The following is an 18998-nucleotide window of genomic DNA, read 5'->3' as shown; positions in this document are numbered from 1 at the left end:
GCGCTTCCTTGAAGGCGTTAGCGTGTATCGGTGGGTGCGGTCAGAAGCCGACCGCGTCGCCGCCCTTGAGGGCGAGACGGGTTCTGGCTTCCGCCGGTGTCGCGATGTCGAGCGACAGGGATTCGGCGATGCTGCGGATCTGTCGCACCTGATCCGCGTTCCGTTCGGCCAGTTTGCCTGGGCCTATGGTCAGGCTGTCTTCAAGACCGACACGGACATTGCCGCCCAAACTCAGCGCGACCGCCGCAAGCGGCATCTGCATGCGTCCCGCCCCAAGAACGGAAAATTCGTAGTCGTCGCCGAACAGCTTATCCGCTGTCCGTTTCATGAACACCAGATTTTCCGTATCCGCGCCGATTCCGCCCAATACGCCCAGCACGAACTGGATCAGAAACGGCGGTTTGATCAGCGACCGGTCGACGAAATGCTTCAGCGTGTAGAGATGGCCGACATCGTAGCATTCGAATTCGAAGCGCACGCCATGACCTGTCCCCAGCCGATCCAGCGCGGTTTCGATATCCTTGAACGTGTTCTTGAAGATGAAGTCCCGTGTTGCCTCCAGGAAAGGCGCTTCCCAGTCGTGCTTGAAGTCCTTCATCCGGTCCAAGACCGGGAATAGGCCGAAATTCATCGTGCCCATGTTCAGCGAGCACATTTCCGGCGAATGGACCAGGGCCGCTTCCATCCGCTGCTCCACCGTCATCGTCGATCCGCCGCCGGTGGTGATGTTCACCACCGCGTCGCAGGATTGTTTGATTCGGGGCAGAAATTCACCGAAGACTGCCGGGTCCGGCGACGGCCTTCCGTCATTCGGATCGCGGGCATGCAGATGCAGGATCGACGCGCCGGCTTCCGCCGCTTCGATGGCCTGTTCCGCGATTTCGGTCGGCGTGACCGGCAGATGCGGGCTCATGCTCGGCGTATGAACCGACCCCGTGACGGCGCAGGTGATGATGACCGGTTTCGCCATTACGGGTTCCTCTCCAAGCCGGCGTTTTCCGCGAAGGCATCCAATGCGCCGGTCAGTTTTTCCATCAATTCGCCGATCTCGGTGTCGGTGATGATCAGTGGCGGACAGACCAGGAAATGGTCGCCGATGACGCCGCCGCGGGTCCGCCTGGCATAGATGATCAGCTTGCGGGCATAGGCTTCCTCGACCAGCTTGGTGAAGGCATTCATCTCTTTCGGCAGGGGTTCCATCGTTTCCCGGTCTGCGACCAGTTCGAAGGCCAGCAGCAGGCCGCGTCCGCGGACATCGCCGATGAAGGGATAGCGGTCCATCAGTCCGGTCAGTTCCGATTTCAGCTTGGCGCCCATGACATCGGCCCGGGCGACCAGATCCTGCCGTTCCACTTCCGCCAGCACGGCAAGGCCCGCGGCACAGGCCAGCGGGTTTCCGGCATAGGTATAGCCGTGGACGAAGCCGCCATGGTCCAGAACCGGTTCGACCAGACGCCGGTGGGCGACCATCGCGCCGAGCGGCGCGTAACCCGCGGCGAACCCTTTCGACAGCGCAACGATATCCGGTGTGGCGCCCGGCCAATGGTCGCCGCCCAGGAACTTGCCGGTACGGCCGGCCCCGGTCATGACCTCGTCATAAATCAGCAGGATGCCGTATTTGTCGCAGATCTCCCGCACGCGCGGCAGATAGCTGTCCGGCGGCACCAGCGCGCCGGTCGACGCGCCGCCGATCGGCTCGACGATGAAGGCGAGGACCGTCTCGGGCCCTTCCGCCTCGATCTTTTCCTCCAGCATATCGGCATAGCGCAGCCCACGCTGTTCCAGGGTCATGTTGTCCCGGTCCAGATAGCAGGTCGGCGCGGGGATTTTCGGCATCATCTGCAGCATCGGCAGAAAAGGATCGGTCATGGAATTCATGCCGGTCAGCGCCAGCGCCCCCATGGTCGCGCCGTGATAGCTGGGCGTGCGCGAAATCACCTTCCAGCGCTTTTCCTGGCCGACCGCCACCGCGTATTGCCGTGCCAGCTTGATGCAGCTTTCGACCGCTTCGGACCCGCCGGAGACGAAGAACACCCGGTCCAGCCCGTCCGGCATGTAGGATGCCGTCTTGGTCGCCAGTAGTTCCGCCGGCTCGTTCTCGAAATGCAGGCGATAGCCGAAGGTTGCCTTGTCCATCTGCCGCTTCATCGCGGCCAGCACTTTCGGGTTGCTATGGCCGATATTGGAGACCATCGCGCCGCTGGACCCGTCCAGATAGGCATTGCCGTCGCGGTCGTAGAGATAGATGCCCTCACCGCGATCCAGCATCGGGCGGCGTTGGCGGGTCTGATAGAACAGGTGGGACTCGGGGCGTTTCGCGGGCGTGTTCATGGGTCTGCCGAAGAAGGGGATGACGGGTGGGCTACGGTGTTTATCAGTGCGGTAGGATCACGCAATCCCGGGCGCGGATCCGAATGGCGGTTTCCATGCCGTCCTGCAACGGGTGCTCGTCGATCGTATTGATCGCCTGCAGGGTGGTGTCGCCGGATTGCAGGAAATAGCGCGCAACCTGTCCCTGGTAATCGACGGTGGTGATCCGGCCGGGGAAGGTCGAGGTTTCGCCGCTTGGATCTACGGTGCCGTCGAGCACAAGTTTCTCCGCCCGGATCGAGACCTTTACCTTTTCTCCGGCGGTCAGCGGCCGGCCGACGGTGTCGGCGGCGGCCAGGATCGGGCCCAACCCGTCCAGGTCCAGCTTGGCCGTGGGACCTGCGATATCGACGACCGTGCCGGTCAGGATGTTTGAATTGCCCAGGAAGCCGGCGACGAATTCGGAAGCCGGGCGGTTATAGACCTCTTCCGGGCTGCCGACCTGTTCCACATGGCCGGCGCTCATCACCACGATTTGGTCGGACATGGCCAGCGCCTCGGATTGGTCATGGGTCACGAAGACGGTGGTGATGCCCAACGTGTGCTGGATGCGTTTCAACTCGATCCGCATATCCTCGCGCAGATTGGCGTCCAGCGCGGAAAGCGGTTCGTCCAACAGCAGGACGTCCGGCTGAATGACGATGGCGCGGGCGAGCGCGATACGCTGCTGCTGCCCGCCGGAAAGTTGGGCCGGCATACGGTCGGCCATTTGGGGAAGCTGAACCAGGTCCAGCGCCTCGCGGACCCGGCGTTCGGTCTCGTCCTTCGGTGTGTTCCGGTATTTCAGGCCAAAGGCGACGTTCTGCCAGACGGTGCGATGGGGAAACAGGGCGTAGTTCTGGAATACGATGCCCAGGTTGCGCTTGTGGATCGGCAGGTCGTTGACGCGGCGCCCTTTGATCAGGATGTCCCCTTCGGTGATCCCGGTCAGACCGGCGATCATGCGCAGGGTGGTGGTCTTGCCGCAGCCGGACGGGCCCAGCAGGGTCAGGAAGGACCCTTCGGGAATGTCCAGATTGGTGTCGTGGACGGCCGTGAAATCGCCGTAGCGCTTCACCACCGATTTCAATTCCACCGCATGCTCGGTCACGTCGCGGTCCCCCGCATTTCTGAATACTACTCACTCGGGCCGGAAGAAGGGGAAGGGACGAAACGCCCCTTCCCGCTTTCCGGTATCGGCTTAATAGCCCTTCTGGACGCGGCCGAAGGTCTTCGACCAATCGGCTTCGTTGGCGTTCCAATAGGGCGGGTCGAAGAAGTTCAGGCCGCTCAGCGTGCCCGTCGGGTCGAAGGCGGGCAGGCCCTTCACCTTCGCGCTCAACTCGACCTTGTTCGGGTCCAATGCCGGCGGATAGTTCTGCCCTTCCGCGACGGCGACGGCCACTTCCGGCTCCAGCATGAAGTTCAGAAGTTCTTCGCAGGCCGCCATCGGGCTGCCCTTCAGTACGAACAGGCATTCCTGCCAGCCGAGCCCGCCCGGCGGGTCGTAATAGCCGATGTCGTGGCCCTGATCCTGCAGCGCCTTGATACGGCCGGACCAGCCTTCGGTGACGTAAATTTCCTCTTCCGCCAACAGGCTCATCAATTCGGCGCCCGACGCCCAGTATTTCAGCGACAGGTCGCGATGCTTGCGGATGGCATCCCAGACCGCGTCCATGTCATCGATGGCGTTCGGGTTTTGCTTGGTCTGCAGCGCGCCGTACCAGATGCGGGTCTTCCATTCGCCCCAGCCGCCGATCTTGCCCTTATACTTCTCGTCGATCAGCAGATTGACGCCTTCGGCCTTCATCTGATCGTCGGAAATGTATTTGCGGTTATAGGCCAGGCTGGTCGTGCCGTAGTCATAGGGCACCGCCGACAGCGTGCCGCCGGTGACATTCCGCAGCACATCTTGCAAGGCGACGATAACGTTCTTCAGGTTCGGAATATTGGCTTCGTTCAGCTCGGAACTGAGGCCGAGGCCGTTGTACCGCACGTAATCGAAGACACCGGAAAGGTGGGCGATGTTGTATTCGCCGGGCCGGCTGGCCTTGACCCGCGCCAGATATTCGTCGGCGCCGCCGAAGGTGCCGTCGACAACATTGATGCCGGTCTTCGCGGTATACGGCTTGAAGGCGTATTCGCGGAAGGCTTCGGAAACGACCCCGCCCCAACCGTCGAAACGGACTTCGTCCGGCGTCGCCGCCATGGCGTGTTTCTGAAGCTTTGCGATCGGCAGGCCGGTGACGCCGGCGGTCACCGCCGCCGCACCGATCAGGCCCAGGAACGTGCGCCGTTCCAGGTCCCCGTTACCGTACCGTTCCAACAGCCGTTCATAGCGTTTGGTATCGTCTATTTTTGTCATTCAAACCTCCTGTTCACAGTCCTTGTTCAATAGTCCTTGCTCAAGCACGGTCCGGGCGATTGCCCGTATATGTAAGGAACGCGCTTCCCCGGTTCCGGGTTCTTGTCGCGGCCTTTCCTATTTCTGTTTTCGCCCCAATTGCCGGGCGACACCGGCCCCGATCAGCGGCAGGGCGACGGTGATGACCACCATCGCCGTCCCCAACGCGTTGATTTCGGGCGAGATCGAGTTGCGCAGCATGGCGAAAATCTGTGTCGGCACCGTTTCGACCCCGCCCGGCTTCCAGAACAGCGTGCCGGTGATGTCGTCGAAGGAAATGGTGAAGGCGAACAATCCGCCCGCCAGCACCGCCGGCAGGATCAGCGGCAAGGTGATCTGGAAGAAGGTCTCGACCGGTCCGGCGCCCAGGCTCATCGCCGCTTCTTCGTATTCGCGTTTTACCGCGACGAGGCGGGCCTGAACCACAAGCACCACGAAGGGAAGGGTGAAAATGACATGTCCGGCCAGCAGAAGCGGGAAACTCTTCGGCATGCCCACCGCCCCCAGGAACAGCAGAAGGGCGACCGCCAGGACCACTTCGGGAACCAGGATCGGGGCGATCAGCGCGGTCGCGATCAGGCCCTTGCCGGGGAAGTCGTACCGGACCATGGCGAGCGAGGCGAGCACGCCCAGGGTGGTCGAGATCACCGCCGTCAACACCCCCAGCAGCAGCGATGTCTGGAAGGCGCGGACGATGGCCTGGTTGTCCATCAGGGCGACGAACCAGCGCAGGCTGAGCCCTTCCATCGGGAAGGACCCGAACTGGCTGGAATTGAAGGACAGCAGCACCACCACGGCGACCGGCGCGAACATGAACAGATAGATCAGGATCGTTCCCAGGCGGATGAGGCTCCAGCTGTTGATCATCGGCGGCCTCCTCTATCCGAAACTCTTGGCGATCTGGCCGAGGCCGGCGAAGCGATTGTAGATCGCCACCAGCACACCGAGCAGGATCAGCAGGACCAGGGAAAGCGCGGAGCCCAAGGGCCAGTTCAACTGGGTGATGATCGCGTCGAAGACCAGATTCGCGAACATCGCGTCGGTCGGCCCGCCAAGCACGACCGGGGTGATATAGGTGCCCGCCGCCAGCACGAAACACAGCAGCGACCCTGCCGCCAGGCCGGGGACCGACAGGGGCAGGGTCACTTCCTTGAAACTCTGCCAGCCGGTGCAGCCCAACGACCGCGCCGCGTCGACCAGGTTCCGATCGATGCCGTACAGGCTGACATAGATGTTCAGGATCATGAACGGCAGCAGGAAATGCACCAGGCCGGTAATGACCGTCCACTGGTTGTACAGCATCTGGATCGGTTCGTCGGTGATGCCGATCCATTGCAGCGCCACGTTCACGATGCCGCTTGTGCCCAGGATGTTGATCCAGGACATCGTCCGGATGATGTAGCTGATCCAGAAGGGCAGCATCAGCAGCAGCAGCAGGAAAGCCTTGTGCTTGAATTGGGTCGTGGCGATGAAATAGGCGGGGATATAACCGGCGACGGCGCAGACCACGGTCGTTGCGAAGGCGATCCAGATCGTGAAGCCCAGAATGTCCCGGTAGAACGGGTCGGTCAGGACCTCTTCCCAATTGTCCAGGTGGAAGCCGGCGATATCCGCACCTGTGGCCGTGCGCAGCCAGAAGGAATAGACCACGATGAAGAAAATCGGCACGACGAGCAGCAGGAAGACGGCGCTCAGCGCCGGCGCCAGCAGCCGCCACGGCCGCCATCGATTGTCCATCGGGTCAAGCGACGCCATTCCCGGACTACCCCCTCCAGATCCTCGCGCTTTCATCAAGTCGTCGGATGTCGAAGAGGTGAGCGTCCGCCCGCACGAGTCATTAATCAAATAGATAATAGAAATCTAGGGCATAGTTTGAGAGAATGTCAGTGTTGAACGTCAGGGCAGATCCATGACAACCGGCATCGAACAGAGCGACCGCCTGGCGCGGGAACTGGATTGGAATCTTCTACGCACTTTCATGGTGATCGTGCAGGAAGGTGGCATCACCGCGGCGGCGAACCGCCTGCTGTTGAAACAGCCCACGGTCAGCAATGCGCTGAAGCGGCTTGAGGACCGGCTGGAAAAGCGACTGATCGACCGGGGGCCGACGCATTTCCGCGTCACCGATGCGGGCGACCATCTTTACCGCGAGGTCGTGGAAATCTACGGCTCGGTCGCGCGCCTCGCCGTTTCCGTCCGCGATATCGACGACCGCATTCGCGGCAAGGTGACGATCGGCCTTGCCAGCCACGTGACCTTTCCGCCCTTCGACGAGACGATCCGGGACTTCAGTCAGCGCCATCCGGATGTCACCTATGAGACCACGGTCGCGACCAGCGCGGAGGTCACTGCCTGGGTGCTGGAAAAGAGGGCCAGTTTCGGCATCTGTCTCGTTCATCAACAGCACCCCAAGCTGACCTATCAGCATCTTTACCGGCAGCATTTCGGGTTCTTTTGCGGGCCCGGCCACCGGTTCTTCGGCCGCACGGATCTGACATTGAAGGATCTGACGGGTGAGCCTTCGGTGTCGTTCAGCACGGACCAGTTGCATGACGCCTTGCGCCCGGTCGCCCTGCTGCGCGCGCAATTGAACTGGGATCACAGCCTGCGTGCCACCTCGCCGCATCTGGAGGAAGTGCGCCGGATGATCATCTCCGGCGTCGGAGTCGGCCCGCTGCCGGTGCATGTGGTGACCCGCGATGTTGCCGACGGGCTGCTCTGGCGCCTGCCGCCTTACGAAGACGCGCCGGAAATCGATATTTTCCTGGTCACCAACCCGGCCGCGCGCCTGAACCGGGCGGAACAGTATTTCATCGAGGATCTGATGGCCCGCGTCGCCGCGATCCCCCTGGCGGACAGGGAATACGAATAGACCTGCAATGGGGATTCGACAGGGCGGCCCGACGCCTGTAACCGTTCCGCATGAGCGAGATTGCGGTCGGACAACGGGTTTGGGGCATCGGCAGCCTGTGGGGAAAGATCGCCGCGGCGGCGGTGGTCGGCCTGATGGTGCTGGTCTTCTTCACCGCGCGGTCCTATTTCGAGACCGCCGAATTGCAGCGCGGGCAAAGCCGGGTCACGCTGTATCGCAGCACCTTGATCAGCGCGCTGGAACGATACCAGCACCTGCCCTTTGTCCTGGCGCATGACCCCCATGTCCTGCGCGGTGCCGAAGGCAAAGGGCGCGACGCGCTGAACCGCCGGCTCGCCTCCTTCGCGGCGGAGGCGGATCTGGACGCGATCTACTTGATGGATCGGACGGGCCTGACGGTTGCCGCGTCGAATTACGATCAGGACCTAACCTTCCTGGACCAGAATTACGGATTTCGGCCCTATTTCCGCGCCGCCTTGGGGGGAGAGCGGGGCCAGTTCTTCGGGATCGGGGCGACGACCTCCCGCCCCGGCTTTTTCATTGCGGAACCGGTCCGGAATTCCGAAGGAGACGTGGCCGGCGTCGTCGCGCTGAAGCTCGACCTCAGTTCCCTGGAACGCGCCTGGTCGGATGGCGGCGAGACCGTTTTCGTCTCCAACGGTGACGGCATCGTGCTGCTGTCGTCTGAGCCGTCGGTGCGCTACCGCGCGTTGGAAGCGCTGACCGAAACGCAGCGCCACGAAATCGAGGCCCGCAAGCAGTTCGGGCAGGAACCGCTCGACCCGCTCGACTGGGGCCGGCGAGGCGAAGATCGGGTCGCGCTCAACGGCGTCAGCCATCTGCATGTGACGGCGCCGATCCCCGGATCGGACTGGACGATGCATTTCCTTGCCCCGGAGCGGGATGTGCTCACCCGTGCCTGGCTCGTTGTGATCGGGGCGGCGATCCTGGCCGTGATGATTTCCGCCGGCGGCCTCTATCTGCGGATTCGCCAAGTGCGCGAATCGCTTGCCGAGTCGCAGGCGGCGCGCCGGAAACTGCAGGCCGCCAATATCGAGCTGGCGCGTGAGATCGAAGAACGCCGGGAGGCCGAGCGCCGACTGGAAAAGGCGCAAAGCGATCTGGCGCGGGCCAGCAAACTTGCCGCCTTGGGGCAATTGGCGGCATCGGTGACCCACGAATTGGGACAGCCGATCTCCGCCATGAAGAATTATCTTGCGGCCGCCGAACTGGATGCCGTGCCCGGCGAGCAGAACGAGACCTATGCCCGCCTCTCCTCCGTCGTCGGGCGGATGGAACGGCTAACCCAGCAATTGCGCTTCTTCGCCCGGCCCAGCGTCAAAGGGTCGGACCAGGAAGGACTCGGGCCGGTGGATCTGGGCGAGGTCTGGCGCGAAGCCTTTGCCTTGATCGAACCGGATGTGGACGGTTCGGGGATCCAGGTCGACGCCGCGCTGCCTGACAGGCCGGTCACGGTCGACGGTGACCGGCTTCGACTGGAGCAAGTCGTCGTCAATTTGTGCCGCAATGCCATTCTGGCGATGCAAATGGCGCCGCGCCGGGTCCTCACCGTGCGGATCGAAACGGCCGCGGACCGGGCGCGGTTCAGCATTCGGGACACGGGGCCGGGTCTGGGTGGTCGGACGATCGAGGCGCTGCAGGAACCCTTCGTGACGACCCGGGCCAGCGGCGAAGGCATGGGGCTTGGCCTTGCCATTTCAGCGGAGATCGTGAAAGAGCACGACGGCACGCTGACCGCGCGTGACCTCCCGCATGATGCGGGCGGCGGTGCGGAATTCGTCGTAACCCTGCCGCTCACGAACCGAGGACCCGCCCCCGCATGACCGCATCCGGCAGCAAGACGTCCGTTACCGATAAAACGGGCCGCCGCATCATGGTGATCGACGACGATCGGGAAATGCGGGATTCGCTGTCGCATCTGCTGGCCAAGGCGGGCTGGCGCGTGGAGTCCTTGGCGGATGCGACGGAAGCGGGTCAGCGCATCGCGGGATTTCAGCCCGATGTCATCCTGTCCGATGTGCGCATGCCGGGCCTGTCCGGCCTGGATCTCCTGCGCAGCCTCAACGGCACGGATGCGCCGCCGGTGGTGCTGATTTCCGCCCATGGCGATATCCCGATGGCGGTCGAGGCGATGCAGGACGGCGCCTACAGCTTCCTTGAAAAACCCTTCGACCCGCGGCGCCTGCTGACCGCCCTGCGCCATGCGGCGGAACAGTACCGCCTGCGCCAGGACACGGCCCGTCTGCGCGCACGGCTGGCTCATCTCAGCGATCTGGACCGTATCCTGCTGGGCGATTCCAAACCGATCCAGGATCTGCGTGCTGATATCCTGGATCTGGGAGAAACCGATGCGACGGTGATGCTGTTGGGCGAGACCGGGACCGGAAAGGAACTGGTCGCCCGCGCCCTGCACGATTTGAGTCCGCGGGCCGCCGGTCCTTTCATCGCCTTGAATTGCGCCGCCCTACCCGAAACCCATTTCGAGGCGGCCATGTTTGGTGTCTCCGGCGGTCAGAACGAGATTTCCCAACCGGGAACGCCGCAATCGGGAACGCTTGCGATGGCGGATGGCGGAACCCTGTTCCTGGACGAGATCGGTGCCTGTCCGCTGCCGGTGCAGGCAAAGCTGTTGCGCGCCATCGAAACGCGGGAATTCCTGCCGGTCGGCGCGACCGCGCCGGTGCGGGCCGATTTCCGGGTCGTCTCCGCCTCCAACGAGCGGCTGGACGAAGCGGTGACGACGGGCAAGTTCCGCGAGGATCTGCTCTACCGGCTGAATACCGTGGTGCTGAGCCTGCCGCCGCTGCGCGAACGTCGTGACGATATTCCGCTGCTCTATCAGCATTTCGTCGCCCAGCATGCGGCGCTGTTCGAGATCGATCCGCCGGATCTGACACCGGAGGATCTGGCCGCGCTGCTGTCGCATGATTGGCGCGGCAATGTGCGGGAATTGCGGCATGTCGCCGAGCGGCGTGTTCTGGCGGCGCGGCGCGGGCGCGGTTCGGTCGCCGGCGCCATCTCGCTGGACGGGGACAGCATGGACGTGCCGGAAACCCTGCGGGAAGCCGTCGCTTCCTTCGAGCGGCAGTTGATCGCCAAGGCGATTCAAGCCCATAAGGGCCGCATGGACGCCGCCGCCGAAGCGCTGGGCATCGGCCGGCGCACGCTGAACGAGAAGATCGTCAAACTGGGCCTTAACAAGGCCGATCTGATCTGACCCCGCCTTCCGCGTCCGCCTCTCTCTGACCACTTCTGTTGCCCTGCGGAAATCCGCAGGGCGCGGCGCGCGTCCTGGCGAAAATCTTCATAGTTGCGTCCGCTGCGCTTCCATAAGGTCCCGGCCAACAAGTGTTTCAATAACCTAAAGCTGGGAGGTCAGCATGAAGGCCAAGTATCTGGGCGTCGCCGTGTCGGCGCTGATTGCCACGTCTTTCGTCGGTGAAGCCATGGCGACGGAATGGAACGTCTCGCTGTGGGGCAAGCGCCGCGCCTTTACCGAACATGTCGAAAAGATCGCCGAACTGGTCAAGGAAAAGACCAATGGCGAATTCACCCTGAACCTGTCCTATGGCGGTTTGGCCAAGAACAAGGAAAACCTGGACGGGATCTCCATCGGCGCGTTTGAAATGGCGCAGTTCTGCGCCGGCTATCACGCCGACAAGAACCCCTCGATCACGGTTCTGGAACTGCCGTTCCTGGGTGTCGACTCCCTGGAACAGGAAGTCGAAGTATCGATGAAGCTTTACCAGCACCCGGCTGTCGTGGCCGACCTGGCCCGCTGGAACGCGACCCTGCTGATGCCGTCGCCGATGCCGCAATACAACGTGGTCGGCACGGGCGACGCGCCGAAGACCCTGGCCGGTTTCGACGGCATGACCGTGCGCGCGACCGGCGGGATCGGCGCGGCGATGGCCGCCCTCGGCGCCGTTCCGACATCCATGACCGCCAGTGAAGTGCGCCAGTCCATGGATAGCGGCGTCATCAAGGCCGCTTCCTTCGCGCCGCATGCGCATATGTCCTTCGGTACGGTCGAAAACGCGGCCTGGTGGACCACCAACCTGAACCCGGGCACCGTGAATTGCCCGGTCGTGGTCAATACCGATGCGCTGGATGCGTTGAGCGATGCCGAGCGTGAAGCCCTGCTGGGTTCCGTCGACGAGGCGCTCGCCTACTACGTCGCGAACTACAATGAAAAGACCATGGCCAAATGGGGCCCGCTGCTGGACCAGAAAGGCATCGAGCGCATCACCTATGATGCCGACTCGCTCGCCGACCTGAAGGCGAAAGTCGCCGGTCCGGCCGCTCAGAAATGGATCGAAGAGAACGCGGCCCGCGGATTGCCGGCCCAGGAACTCTACGATCTGGTCGTAAGTTCAATCTCCGGGAGCTAACCCTCCTGAACTTGGCGCCGGTGCCCCAGGTGGAATTCCGCCTGGGGGATCGGCGCCCTTCCTTTCATCGGAGCATGTCATGGCGGGCCACGCGTCCATCCTGTCCGACGACAGCACGCTCAGCCGGATCGACCGGACCTTTTTCAAGATTGAATCGGCCCTCGCCCTGATCGGCGGGTTGGCCGTCTTTTCTTTGATGGTTCTGGCGGTGATCAGCGTCGGCGGTCGCAATTTCTTCAACCAGCCTCTGCCCGGCTATGTCGACTGGATCGAACAGCTCATGCCGCTGATCGCCCTGATCGCCGTCGCCTATTGTCAGCGTCTCGGCGGGCATATCCGGATGGATATCCTGATCGGCCGCCTGCATGGCCGACCCCTCTGGGCGGCGGAGTTCATCTCCACCCTCTTGATGCTGATCGTGATGATCCTGCTGGTCTGGGGCAGCTGGGCCCATTTCGACCGCTCCTTCGACTTCAACGCACCGCTGTGGAGCCGGGATTCCTCGCTCGACATTCGCCTGCCGCTCTGGCCGGCGAAGCTTCTGGCGCCGATTGCCTTCGCGATCCTGTGCGTGCGCCTGACGCTGCATGCCTGGGGTTACGGCCGGGCCTTCATCCGCGGTGACGAAGAACCCGTCGCCGTACCGCTGATCGAAGACGCCGCCGCGGTCGCCGCGGCGGAAGCCGAAAGTGTCTCCGGCATGGACGATGACGACATGCCGCCGTCGGAAAGCAGCCGTTTTGGGGGCCGCCATGGATAGTATCGATATCGGCATTGCGGTCACCGCGGGTCTGCTGGTCATGGTGGTGATCGGCGTCCGCGTCGCCTTTGCCGCCGCCATTGCCGGTGTCGCCGGCCTGGTCTGGATCTTCTGGGCCAAGAAGGGATACGACGGCGGGCAATTCCTGTGGGCCCTGACCGTCGCGGTGAAGACCGCAGGCCAGGTTCCCCATTCCAAGGTCGCCTCGCAGGCCCTGTCGCTGATCCCGACCTTCATCCTGATCGGCTATCTCGCCTATTACGCGGGTCTGACCAAGAACCTGTTCGAGGCGGCCAAGCGGTGGGTCGGCTGGCTGCCCGGCGGGCTCGGCGTTTCCACCGTTTTCGCCACCGCGGGCTTCGCGGCCGTTTCCGGCGCGTCGGTCGCGACCTCCGCGGTCTTCGCGCGGATCGCGATCCCGGAAATGCTGAAGATCGGCTATGACAAGAAATTCGCCGCCGGCGTGGTCGCCTGCGCCGGTACGCTGGCCTCGCTGATACCGCCCTCGGCAATCCTGGTCATCTACGCGATCATCGTGGAACAGGATGTCGGCGCGCTGCTCCTGGCCGGTTTTCTGCCGGGCGCCTTCTCCGCCGTCATCTATGCCGCTTTGGTCGTCGGCATGGCGCTGGTGATCAAGCGCCTGGGTCCGCCCGTATCGGGCTTTACCTGGAAGGAGCGTTTCGCGTCCCTGCCGGGCGCCTTCCCGATCTTCTTCGTCGTCGCGATCATCATCCTTTTCATCTACAACCCGTTCGGTGGCGATGCCTGGGGTACGCCGACCGAAGGCGGCGCGCTCGGCGCCTTCGTGATCTTCGTCATGGCGCTGCTGAAGGGTATGCGCTGGCCGCAGTTCAAGAGCGCCCTGCTGGAAACCGCCAAACTGTCGGTGATGATTTTCACCATCATCTGGGGCGTGTTGATCTATGTGCGCTTCCTGGGCTTCGCGGATCTTCCCGGCACCTTCGCCGAATGGATCGGTTCACTGGAACAAAGCCCGATGCTCACCCTGATCATGATCCTGATGGCCTATGCGGTGCTTGGCATGTTCATGGACGCGATCGGCATGCTGCTGTTGACTCTGCCGGTCGTTTTCCCGGCGATTATCGCGCTCAATGGCGGCGAGAATGTCTCTGTGGCGGACAGCGCCTTCGGTATGGATGCGGTGGGCTGTGCCATCTGGTTCGGCATCATCGTCGTGAAAATGGCCGAGCTTTGCCTGATCACGCCGCCGATCGGGCTGAACTGTTTCGTCGTCGCCGGGGTGCGGCCGGACATTTCGGTGCAGGACGTGTTCAAGGGGGCCTCGCCCTTCTTCGTCGCCGACGCCTTGACCATCGCCGGCCTGATCGCTTTCCCGGCCATCACCCTCTATCTGCCGCAATTGTTGCTGGGTGGCTGATCGATCACAGCACTTGTCCGCAAGATAGACCCAGGATAATGCCGGGATTGACCCGGCATGCTCTTGTCCGGTTTCGCTGAAATATGCGTCAATGCGATGCGTGCCCCCCATGAAGAAGGGGGCGGCGAAACCGAATGGGAGGATTTATGGGCGCCCTGGCCGCGACGCCGCGCATGACCGTGTTTCCGGGGGACCGGAACGGCATCGGTTCGCAACTGATCGCACAATTGTCGGCCGGTGCGAAAACGGCGGAAGGCGCCGGGATCGATTTCCGACACCTTTGCCATCCGTATGACCAGGGCTATAGCGCGGGTGCGCAGCGCCGGGGCAGCGGCCTGGGATTCTAATACAAAAAAGGGGGAGAATAGCCATGAGCGATGCAAAAACGCGCGTCGGCTTTATCGGATTGGGTTTGATGGGCAACGCGGCGACGGCACGGTTGGTCGACTGCGGGTACCAGGTCACCGGATATGATATCGACAAGAGCAAGATCGACGCGGCGGTCAATCACGGGGTCGTGCCGGCAGCGTCTCCGGCCGAAGTCGCGGCGGCGAGCGATGTCGTCATCACCTGCCTGGTCGACACCAAGGCCGTAGAGGCGGTCGCCTTGGGTGAAACCGGCGTGGTTCAGGTCGACGGCACCGGAAAGGTGCTGGTCGATATCTCGACCACAGTGATGGAAACGACCAAATCCCTGGCGGAAAAACTGCGTGCCGCGAACGGCATGGGCTGGGTCGACGCGCCGGTTTCCGGCGGGCCGCCCGCGGCGCGGTCCGGCGCGTTGGCGATCATGGCGGGCGGCAGTGATGCGGATATCGCGACCGTCACGCCGGTGATGTCCGATCTGGCCGCCGGGTTCACCCATTTCGGGCCGGTCGGCGCCGGTCAGGTTGCCAAGATGGTCAACCAGATCCTGGTGCTGAACAACTACTGCATCCTGTCGGAAGCCCTGGCCCTGGCGGAAGCGGGCGGGATCGACGCTGCCAAAATTCCGGAGGCGCTGGCGGCGGGCCATGCGGGGTCGAACATGCTGAAATCCATGTTCCCGCGCATGATCGAACGCAATTACGAACCGGCGGGATATGCACGCCAGATCCTGAAGGATCTGGACATGCTGCACGACCTGGCCAAGGGATTGAAATCACCGACGCCGATGTCCTCGCAGACGGCATCCCTGTTCCGCATCCTGATATCCAAGGGCCATTCGGAACTGGACGGCACCGCGATCCTGAAACTCTATGACCAGAAGGATTCGGTTTAAGCTAGACCGGCCGATAGATCCGTAGGGCGTTGTCGTGGAACAGCGCCCGGATCTGCTCTTCCGGCAGATCGGCGACGATCTGCTTGAAACCGCCATAGATCTCGTCGAAGGAACCGGCCAGCGAATCCACCGGGAAGTTGGAGGCGAACATGCAGCGCTCCCATCCGAAGATGCGGATCGTCTCCAGCACCACGTCCGCGTTGTTTTCCGCGGTCCAGGGAATGCCCGGAAGGCCGATACCGGAAATCTTCACCGCCGTGTTCGGCTGGGCGGCGAATGTCTCCATTCCTTCACGCCAGCCTGCCAGGCCTTCGGCGCTGCGGTCGGACGGCAGGCCCGTATGGTTCAGGATGATCAGCGTATCCGGAAAATCGCGCGCCAGATCCGCCGCTTCGCCCAGATGCCACCACGGCGTTTGGATGTCGTAATGCAGTCCATGCTTTTGCAGCAGCGTGAACCCGTTCCGGAACTTGGGATCGGCAAGCGATCCCGGCGCGCCCGGCACGAAGTCCTTCGCTGACGGTGCCGCCGCCGGTTTCTGCCGCACGCTTCGGATCAAGGGATAGGATGCGTGGCCGGCGAGCACCTTGTCGATGTCGTCGCGCATGAACCAAGCCTGGCCGATCGCCGCATGGGGATAGCCGGTCTCATCATGCAACTGATGGATCCAGGCGGTTTCCGCCACAGGGTCGGCCGTGTCCCATTCGGCTTCCTGATGCACCGTCTTAACCACATTGTGGTTGGCCGAAACCGCCTTGTAATCATCCGGCAAAAAGTTTTTCCGGATCGACCCGTAATCGCCGTAGCGGAACGGGATCGTCTCGTGGCACAGCCAGGGATGCTTGTTCATCGACAGGTCCCAGAAATGCTGGTGCGGGTCGATGATGGGAAGGGTTTTCATATCCATGGCGGCCAGTATCGGCGCTTCCGCCAAACCGTCAAGAACGCTCAGATGACCCCCGACGACGGCAGGAACAACGTCACCGTCGTGCCGACACCGGGATTGCTCTCGATCGTGATGTCGCCGCCATGCAGTTCCATCAGGCGCCTGGCGATCGGCAGTCCCAGTCCCGCGCCTTCGGGCATTGCCGTAAATGTGGATCGCAGCCGGCCGAAGGGTTCGAAGACGTAATCCAGCTGGTCCATGTCGATCCCGATGCCTTCGTCCCGGACCTTCATCTCCAGCCGCTCTTCGCCGTGCAACAGGGACAAGTAGACGCTGCCGCCAGGTTCGGAATATTTTACCGCGTTTGACAGGATGTTCAGCAGGGCCTGTTTGATCTTGCGCCGGTCAGCCATGACCAAAAGCTCGTCTCGCGGCAGGTCGGGGGCGAGCGTGATCCCGTTCCCGTCCGCGATCGGCGCCATCATTGCCAGGCATTCGCCGATCAACCCTTTAAGGTCGAACTCTTCCGGCTCTAACTCCATCTTGCCCGCTTCCACCTTGGCGAGATCCAAGAGATCGGAAATCAGCGCGAGCAGATGGTTGCCGGACGTGTGGATGTCCTTGAGATAGTTCTTGCGTTTATCGTCCGACAGGTCGCCGAGAACACCCGTCAGCAAGGCTTCCGATAACCCGATGATGGCGTTCAGGGGGGTGCGTAGCTCATGGCTCATATTGGCCAGGAACGCCGATTTCGCGATGTTGGCGGATTCCGCGGCCGCACGCGCCTCTTCCAGTGCGACCGACTTTTCCTTTAATTCGGTAATGTCGGTCGCGAACCCGACCACGGCGCCGCTCGGTGTGCGGACCTTCGTGATCCGGAACCAACCCCGGTTAGGATAGAAACGGTCGACGGGCGTGCTGTTCGCTTCCCGCTGGGCGCGAATCCGGTCGGCCACATGGGCTTCGAATTCTTCGGGCGGCACAACGTCCTTGGCGGATTCGCGCACCAGGTCCTCATAGGTGATACGTCTCGCCCCGACCTTCTTCTGAACCTTTTCGAAGGCGGCACCGTGGACCCAGCGATAGAGTTCGTTGCAGGCGATCAACCTGTCTTCATCGTCATAAACGGCGACCGGACCGGGAAACTCCTGAATGGATTCCTTAAGGATCAGCGCATCGCGCATATGTTGCGCGGCGTCGCGTTCACTCGGCACGTTTCCTCCCGGATGGTTTGCCATCGGTCTGTCCCTGATAGGACCATTTATCTATTTGTAGAGTTTATGAGAGGTTTGGACCAGGGTGAACAAGGCGGCGCAGAGCAACGATGTGAAGCAAAACACCAATTCCTACTAAACACTATCTGGACCACGCGTGAAACTCGTGCCTAAGATGTATCCGGGTAGTGCATATATATTAGTATCGCTGTGTGACGGCCCGTAAGGCTGCGACGCATTGCCTGCCCGGTCGCGGGAAACAAAAGAAAATCTCCGACCGTGTTTCGACAATTGGGAGGAAACAATGAAAAGAGCGTTCACGATGTCCGTGGCTGCCCTGTCCTTGTGGATGGCGGGTGCCGCAGCGGTTCAAGCCGGGCCGAAAACAGTATCGGGGCCGGGTGCCGATCCGGGTTGCTTCGCGCCCTGGAATGATCAGATCAAGTATTTCCAGTGGGACAAGCGCGAAGGTCCGCACAAGATCGCCGTCGTCAACGGCTTTGTCGGCAACACCTGGCGGATTCAGATGATTCAAACCGCCAAGGCCTATGTCGAGCAAGCGGATGTCGCCGCGCAGATCGAGGAATTCAAAGCCGTATCGACCGGGACCGATGTCGCCGCACAGCTCGGCGCGATCGAGGATTTCATCAACCAGGGTTATGACGCGATCATCACCATTGCGGTCTCGCCGGAAGGCTTCGACCGGGTGATCCGTCTCGCCGACCGGAACGACGTCGTCGTCGTGCCTTTCGACAACGTGCTGGATACCGACAAGGTCATGCAGGTCAACGAAGACCAGCTTGAGATGGGCCGCATGTACGGGCGCTGGCTGACCGAACAATTGGGCGCCAAGAAGTCCGGTAAGATCCTTGAAGTCCGCGGCCTGCAGGGCAACTCGGTGGACCGTGACCGTCATATCGGTTTCCGGGAAGTGTTCGAGCCGACGGGCGATTGGGAAATCGTCGAAGTCATCGGCAACTGGGACGACGGCACGGCGCAGAAGGTGACGGCGGATGCCATTGCCGTCCATGGCAAGTTCGACGCCGTTGTCGTGCAGGGCGGCACCACCGGTGCTGTGCGCGCCATGCTGGATGCGGGCCACCCGATGGTTCCGATCGCCGGTGAATCGGAAAACGGTTTCCGGAAGCTGCTGGCGGCGCACAGCGCCGACGGGCTGAAAGGCATATCCATTGGTCAGTCGCCGGGCATGGTGGCGATCGCGATCAAGGCCGCCTTGGCGGCGCTTGACGGCAACAAGATGCCGCAATTGATCTCGGTTCCGATTCCCTATGCCAGGTACGACGAGCTGGAAGCGGGCAAGAACTATTGGCCCGACCTGACGGACAACTTCTTCACGGTGAATGAATTCCCGCCCTGCGGCGTGAATATCACGGCCCGTGAGATCATGGCGAAGGACGCCGAAAACACCCAGTGATTT

At 62.4% G+C, this 18998-nt stretch carries 17 protein-coding genes; 9 read left to right on the top strand and 8 right to left on the bottom strand.

The features are described from left to right. Positions 1-40 precede the first annotated feature (40 nt). The 6 genes from ACQK2G_RS21090 to ACQK2G_RS21065 all read right to left on the bottom strand — a co-directional run bounded on the left by ACQK2G_RS21090 (position 41) and on the right by ACQK2G_RS21065 (position 6508). Complete coding sequence (locus tag ACQK2G_RS21090; RefSeq protein WP_425407009.1) at positions 41-970, bottom strand: 3-keto-5-aminohexanoate cleavage protein; 930 nt, start codon at positions 968-970, stop codon at positions 41-43. Next, a complete protein-coding gene (locus ACQK2G_RS21085) occupies positions 970-2331 on the bottom strand; it encodes an aspartate aminotransferase family protein (protein WP_425407008.1) in 1362 nt (453 codons plus the stop codon). Before ACQK2G_RS21085 ends, ACQK2G_RS21090 begins: the two co-directional genes overlap by 1 nt. 43 nt (positions 2332-2374) lie before the next feature. Further along, entirely contained in the window at positions 2375-3460 is a 1086-nt protein-coding gene (locus ACQK2G_RS21080) for an ABC transporter ATP-binding protein (protein ID WP_425407007.1), read from the bottom strand. A 90-nt stretch (positions 3461-3550) separates the two neighbouring features. After that, positions 3551-4714, bottom strand: coding sequence for an extracellular solute-binding protein (locus ACQK2G_RS21075; RefSeq protein ID WP_425407006.1), 1164 nt, complete (start codon positions 4712-4714; stop codon positions 3551-3553). 117 nt (positions 4715-4831) lie between these two features. Beyond that, positions 4832-5620 carry an ABC transporter permease gene (locus ACQK2G_RS21070; protein ID WP_425407005.1) on the bottom strand — a complete coding sequence of 263 codons (789 nt, stop codon included), beginning with the start codon at positions 5618-5620 and terminating at the stop codon, positions 4832-4834. A gap of 12 nt (positions 5621-5632) precedes the next feature. Further along, a complete protein-coding gene (locus tag ACQK2G_RS21065; protein WP_425407004.1) occupies positions 5633-6508 on the bottom strand; it encodes an ABC transporter permease in 876 nt (291 codons plus the stop codon). A 154-nt stretch (positions 6509-6662) separates the two neighbouring features. Here ACQK2G_RS21065 and ACQK2G_RS21060 point away from each other — a divergent pair, with 154 nt between their 5' ends. The 8 genes from ACQK2G_RS21060 to ACQK2G_RS21025 all read left to right on the top strand — a co-directional run bounded on the left by ACQK2G_RS21060 (position 6663) and on the right by ACQK2G_RS21025 (position 15460). After that, on the top strand, positions 6663-7625 hold the full coding sequence (locus tag ACQK2G_RS21060; RefSeq protein WP_425407003.1) for a LysR family transcriptional regulator: 963 nt from the start codon (positions 6663-6665) through the stop codon (positions 7623-7625). A 50-nt stretch (positions 7626-7675) separates the two neighbouring features. Beyond that, complete coding sequence (locus ACQK2G_RS21055) at positions 7676-9469, top strand: sensor histidine kinase (RefSeq protein ID WP_425407002.1); 1794 nt, start codon at positions 7676-7678, stop codon at positions 9467-9469. Beyond that, on the top strand, positions 9466-10863 hold the full coding sequence (locus ACQK2G_RS21050) for a sigma-54-dependent transcriptional regulator (protein WP_425407001.1): 1398 nt from the start codon (positions 9466-9468) through the stop codon (positions 10861-10863). Before ACQK2G_RS21055 ends, ACQK2G_RS21050 begins: the two co-directional genes overlap by 4 nt. Positions 10864-11026: 163 nt before the next feature. Beyond that, positions 11027-12037 (top strand): TRAP transporter substrate-binding protein DctP, encoded by a 1011-nt coding sequence (gene dctP / locus ACQK2G_RS21045; RefSeq protein ID WP_425407000.1) that lies wholly within the window; start codon positions 11027-11029, stop codon positions 12035-12037. 79 nt (positions 12038-12116) lie between these two features. Continuing rightward, positions 12117-12797 carry a TRAP transporter small permease subunit gene (locus ACQK2G_RS21040; protein ID WP_425406999.1) on the top strand — a complete coding sequence of 227 codons (681 nt, stop codon included), beginning with the start codon at positions 12117-12119 and terminating at the stop codon, positions 12795-12797. Continuing rightward, on the top strand, positions 12790-14199 hold the full coding sequence (locus ACQK2G_RS21035; protein WP_425406998.1) for a TRAP transporter large permease: 1410 nt from the start codon (positions 12790-12792) through the stop codon (positions 14197-14199). The genes ACQK2G_RS21040 and ACQK2G_RS21035 overlap by 8 nt, the downstream gene beginning before the upstream one ends. A gap of 134 nt (positions 14200-14333) precedes the next feature. Continuing rightward, a complete protein-coding gene (locus tag ACQK2G_RS21030; protein WP_425406997.1) occupies positions 14334-14546 on the top strand; it encodes a hypothetical protein in 213 nt (70 codons plus the stop codon). A 23-nt stretch (positions 14547-14569) separates the two neighbouring features. Then, positions 14570-15460, top strand: a complete 891-nt coding sequence (locus ACQK2G_RS21025) for an NAD(P)-dependent oxidoreductase (protein ID WP_425406996.1) — start codon at positions 14570-14572, stop codon at positions 15458-15460. 1 nt (position 15461) lies between these two features. Here ACQK2G_RS21025 and ACQK2G_RS21020 read toward each other — a convergent pair whose 3' ends face one another. After that, the gene (locus ACQK2G_RS21020; protein ID WP_425406995.1) at positions 15462-16367 is read right to left on the bottom strand and encodes an amidohydrolase family protein; all 906 of its coding nucleotides are present in this window, start codon (positions 16365-16367) and stop codon (positions 15462-15464) included. A 41-nt stretch (positions 16368-16408) separates the two neighbouring features. Next, complete coding sequence (locus tag ACQK2G_RS21015) at positions 16409-17560, bottom strand: sensor histidine kinase (RefSeq protein ID WP_425406994.1); 1152 nt, start codon at positions 17558-17560, stop codon at positions 16409-16411. Between the two features lie 304 nt (positions 17561-17864). Between ACQK2G_RS21015 and ACQK2G_RS21010 the strand changes: the two genes are divergently transcribed. Continuing rightward, on the top strand, positions 17865-18995 hold the full coding sequence (locus tag ACQK2G_RS21010) for a sugar ABC transporter substrate-binding protein (protein WP_425406993.1): 1131 nt from the start codon (positions 17865-17867) through the stop codon (positions 18993-18995). Positions 18996-18998 lie beyond the last annotated feature (3 nt).

The sequence above is a fragment of the Hwanghaeella sp. genome, assembly GCF_965227365.1.
Taxonomy (GTDB): Bacteria; Pseudomonadota; Alphaproteobacteria; order UBA8366; family Aestuariispiraceae; genus Hwanghaeella.
This window is presented reverse-complemented; position numbering and strand designations above follow the sequence as displayed.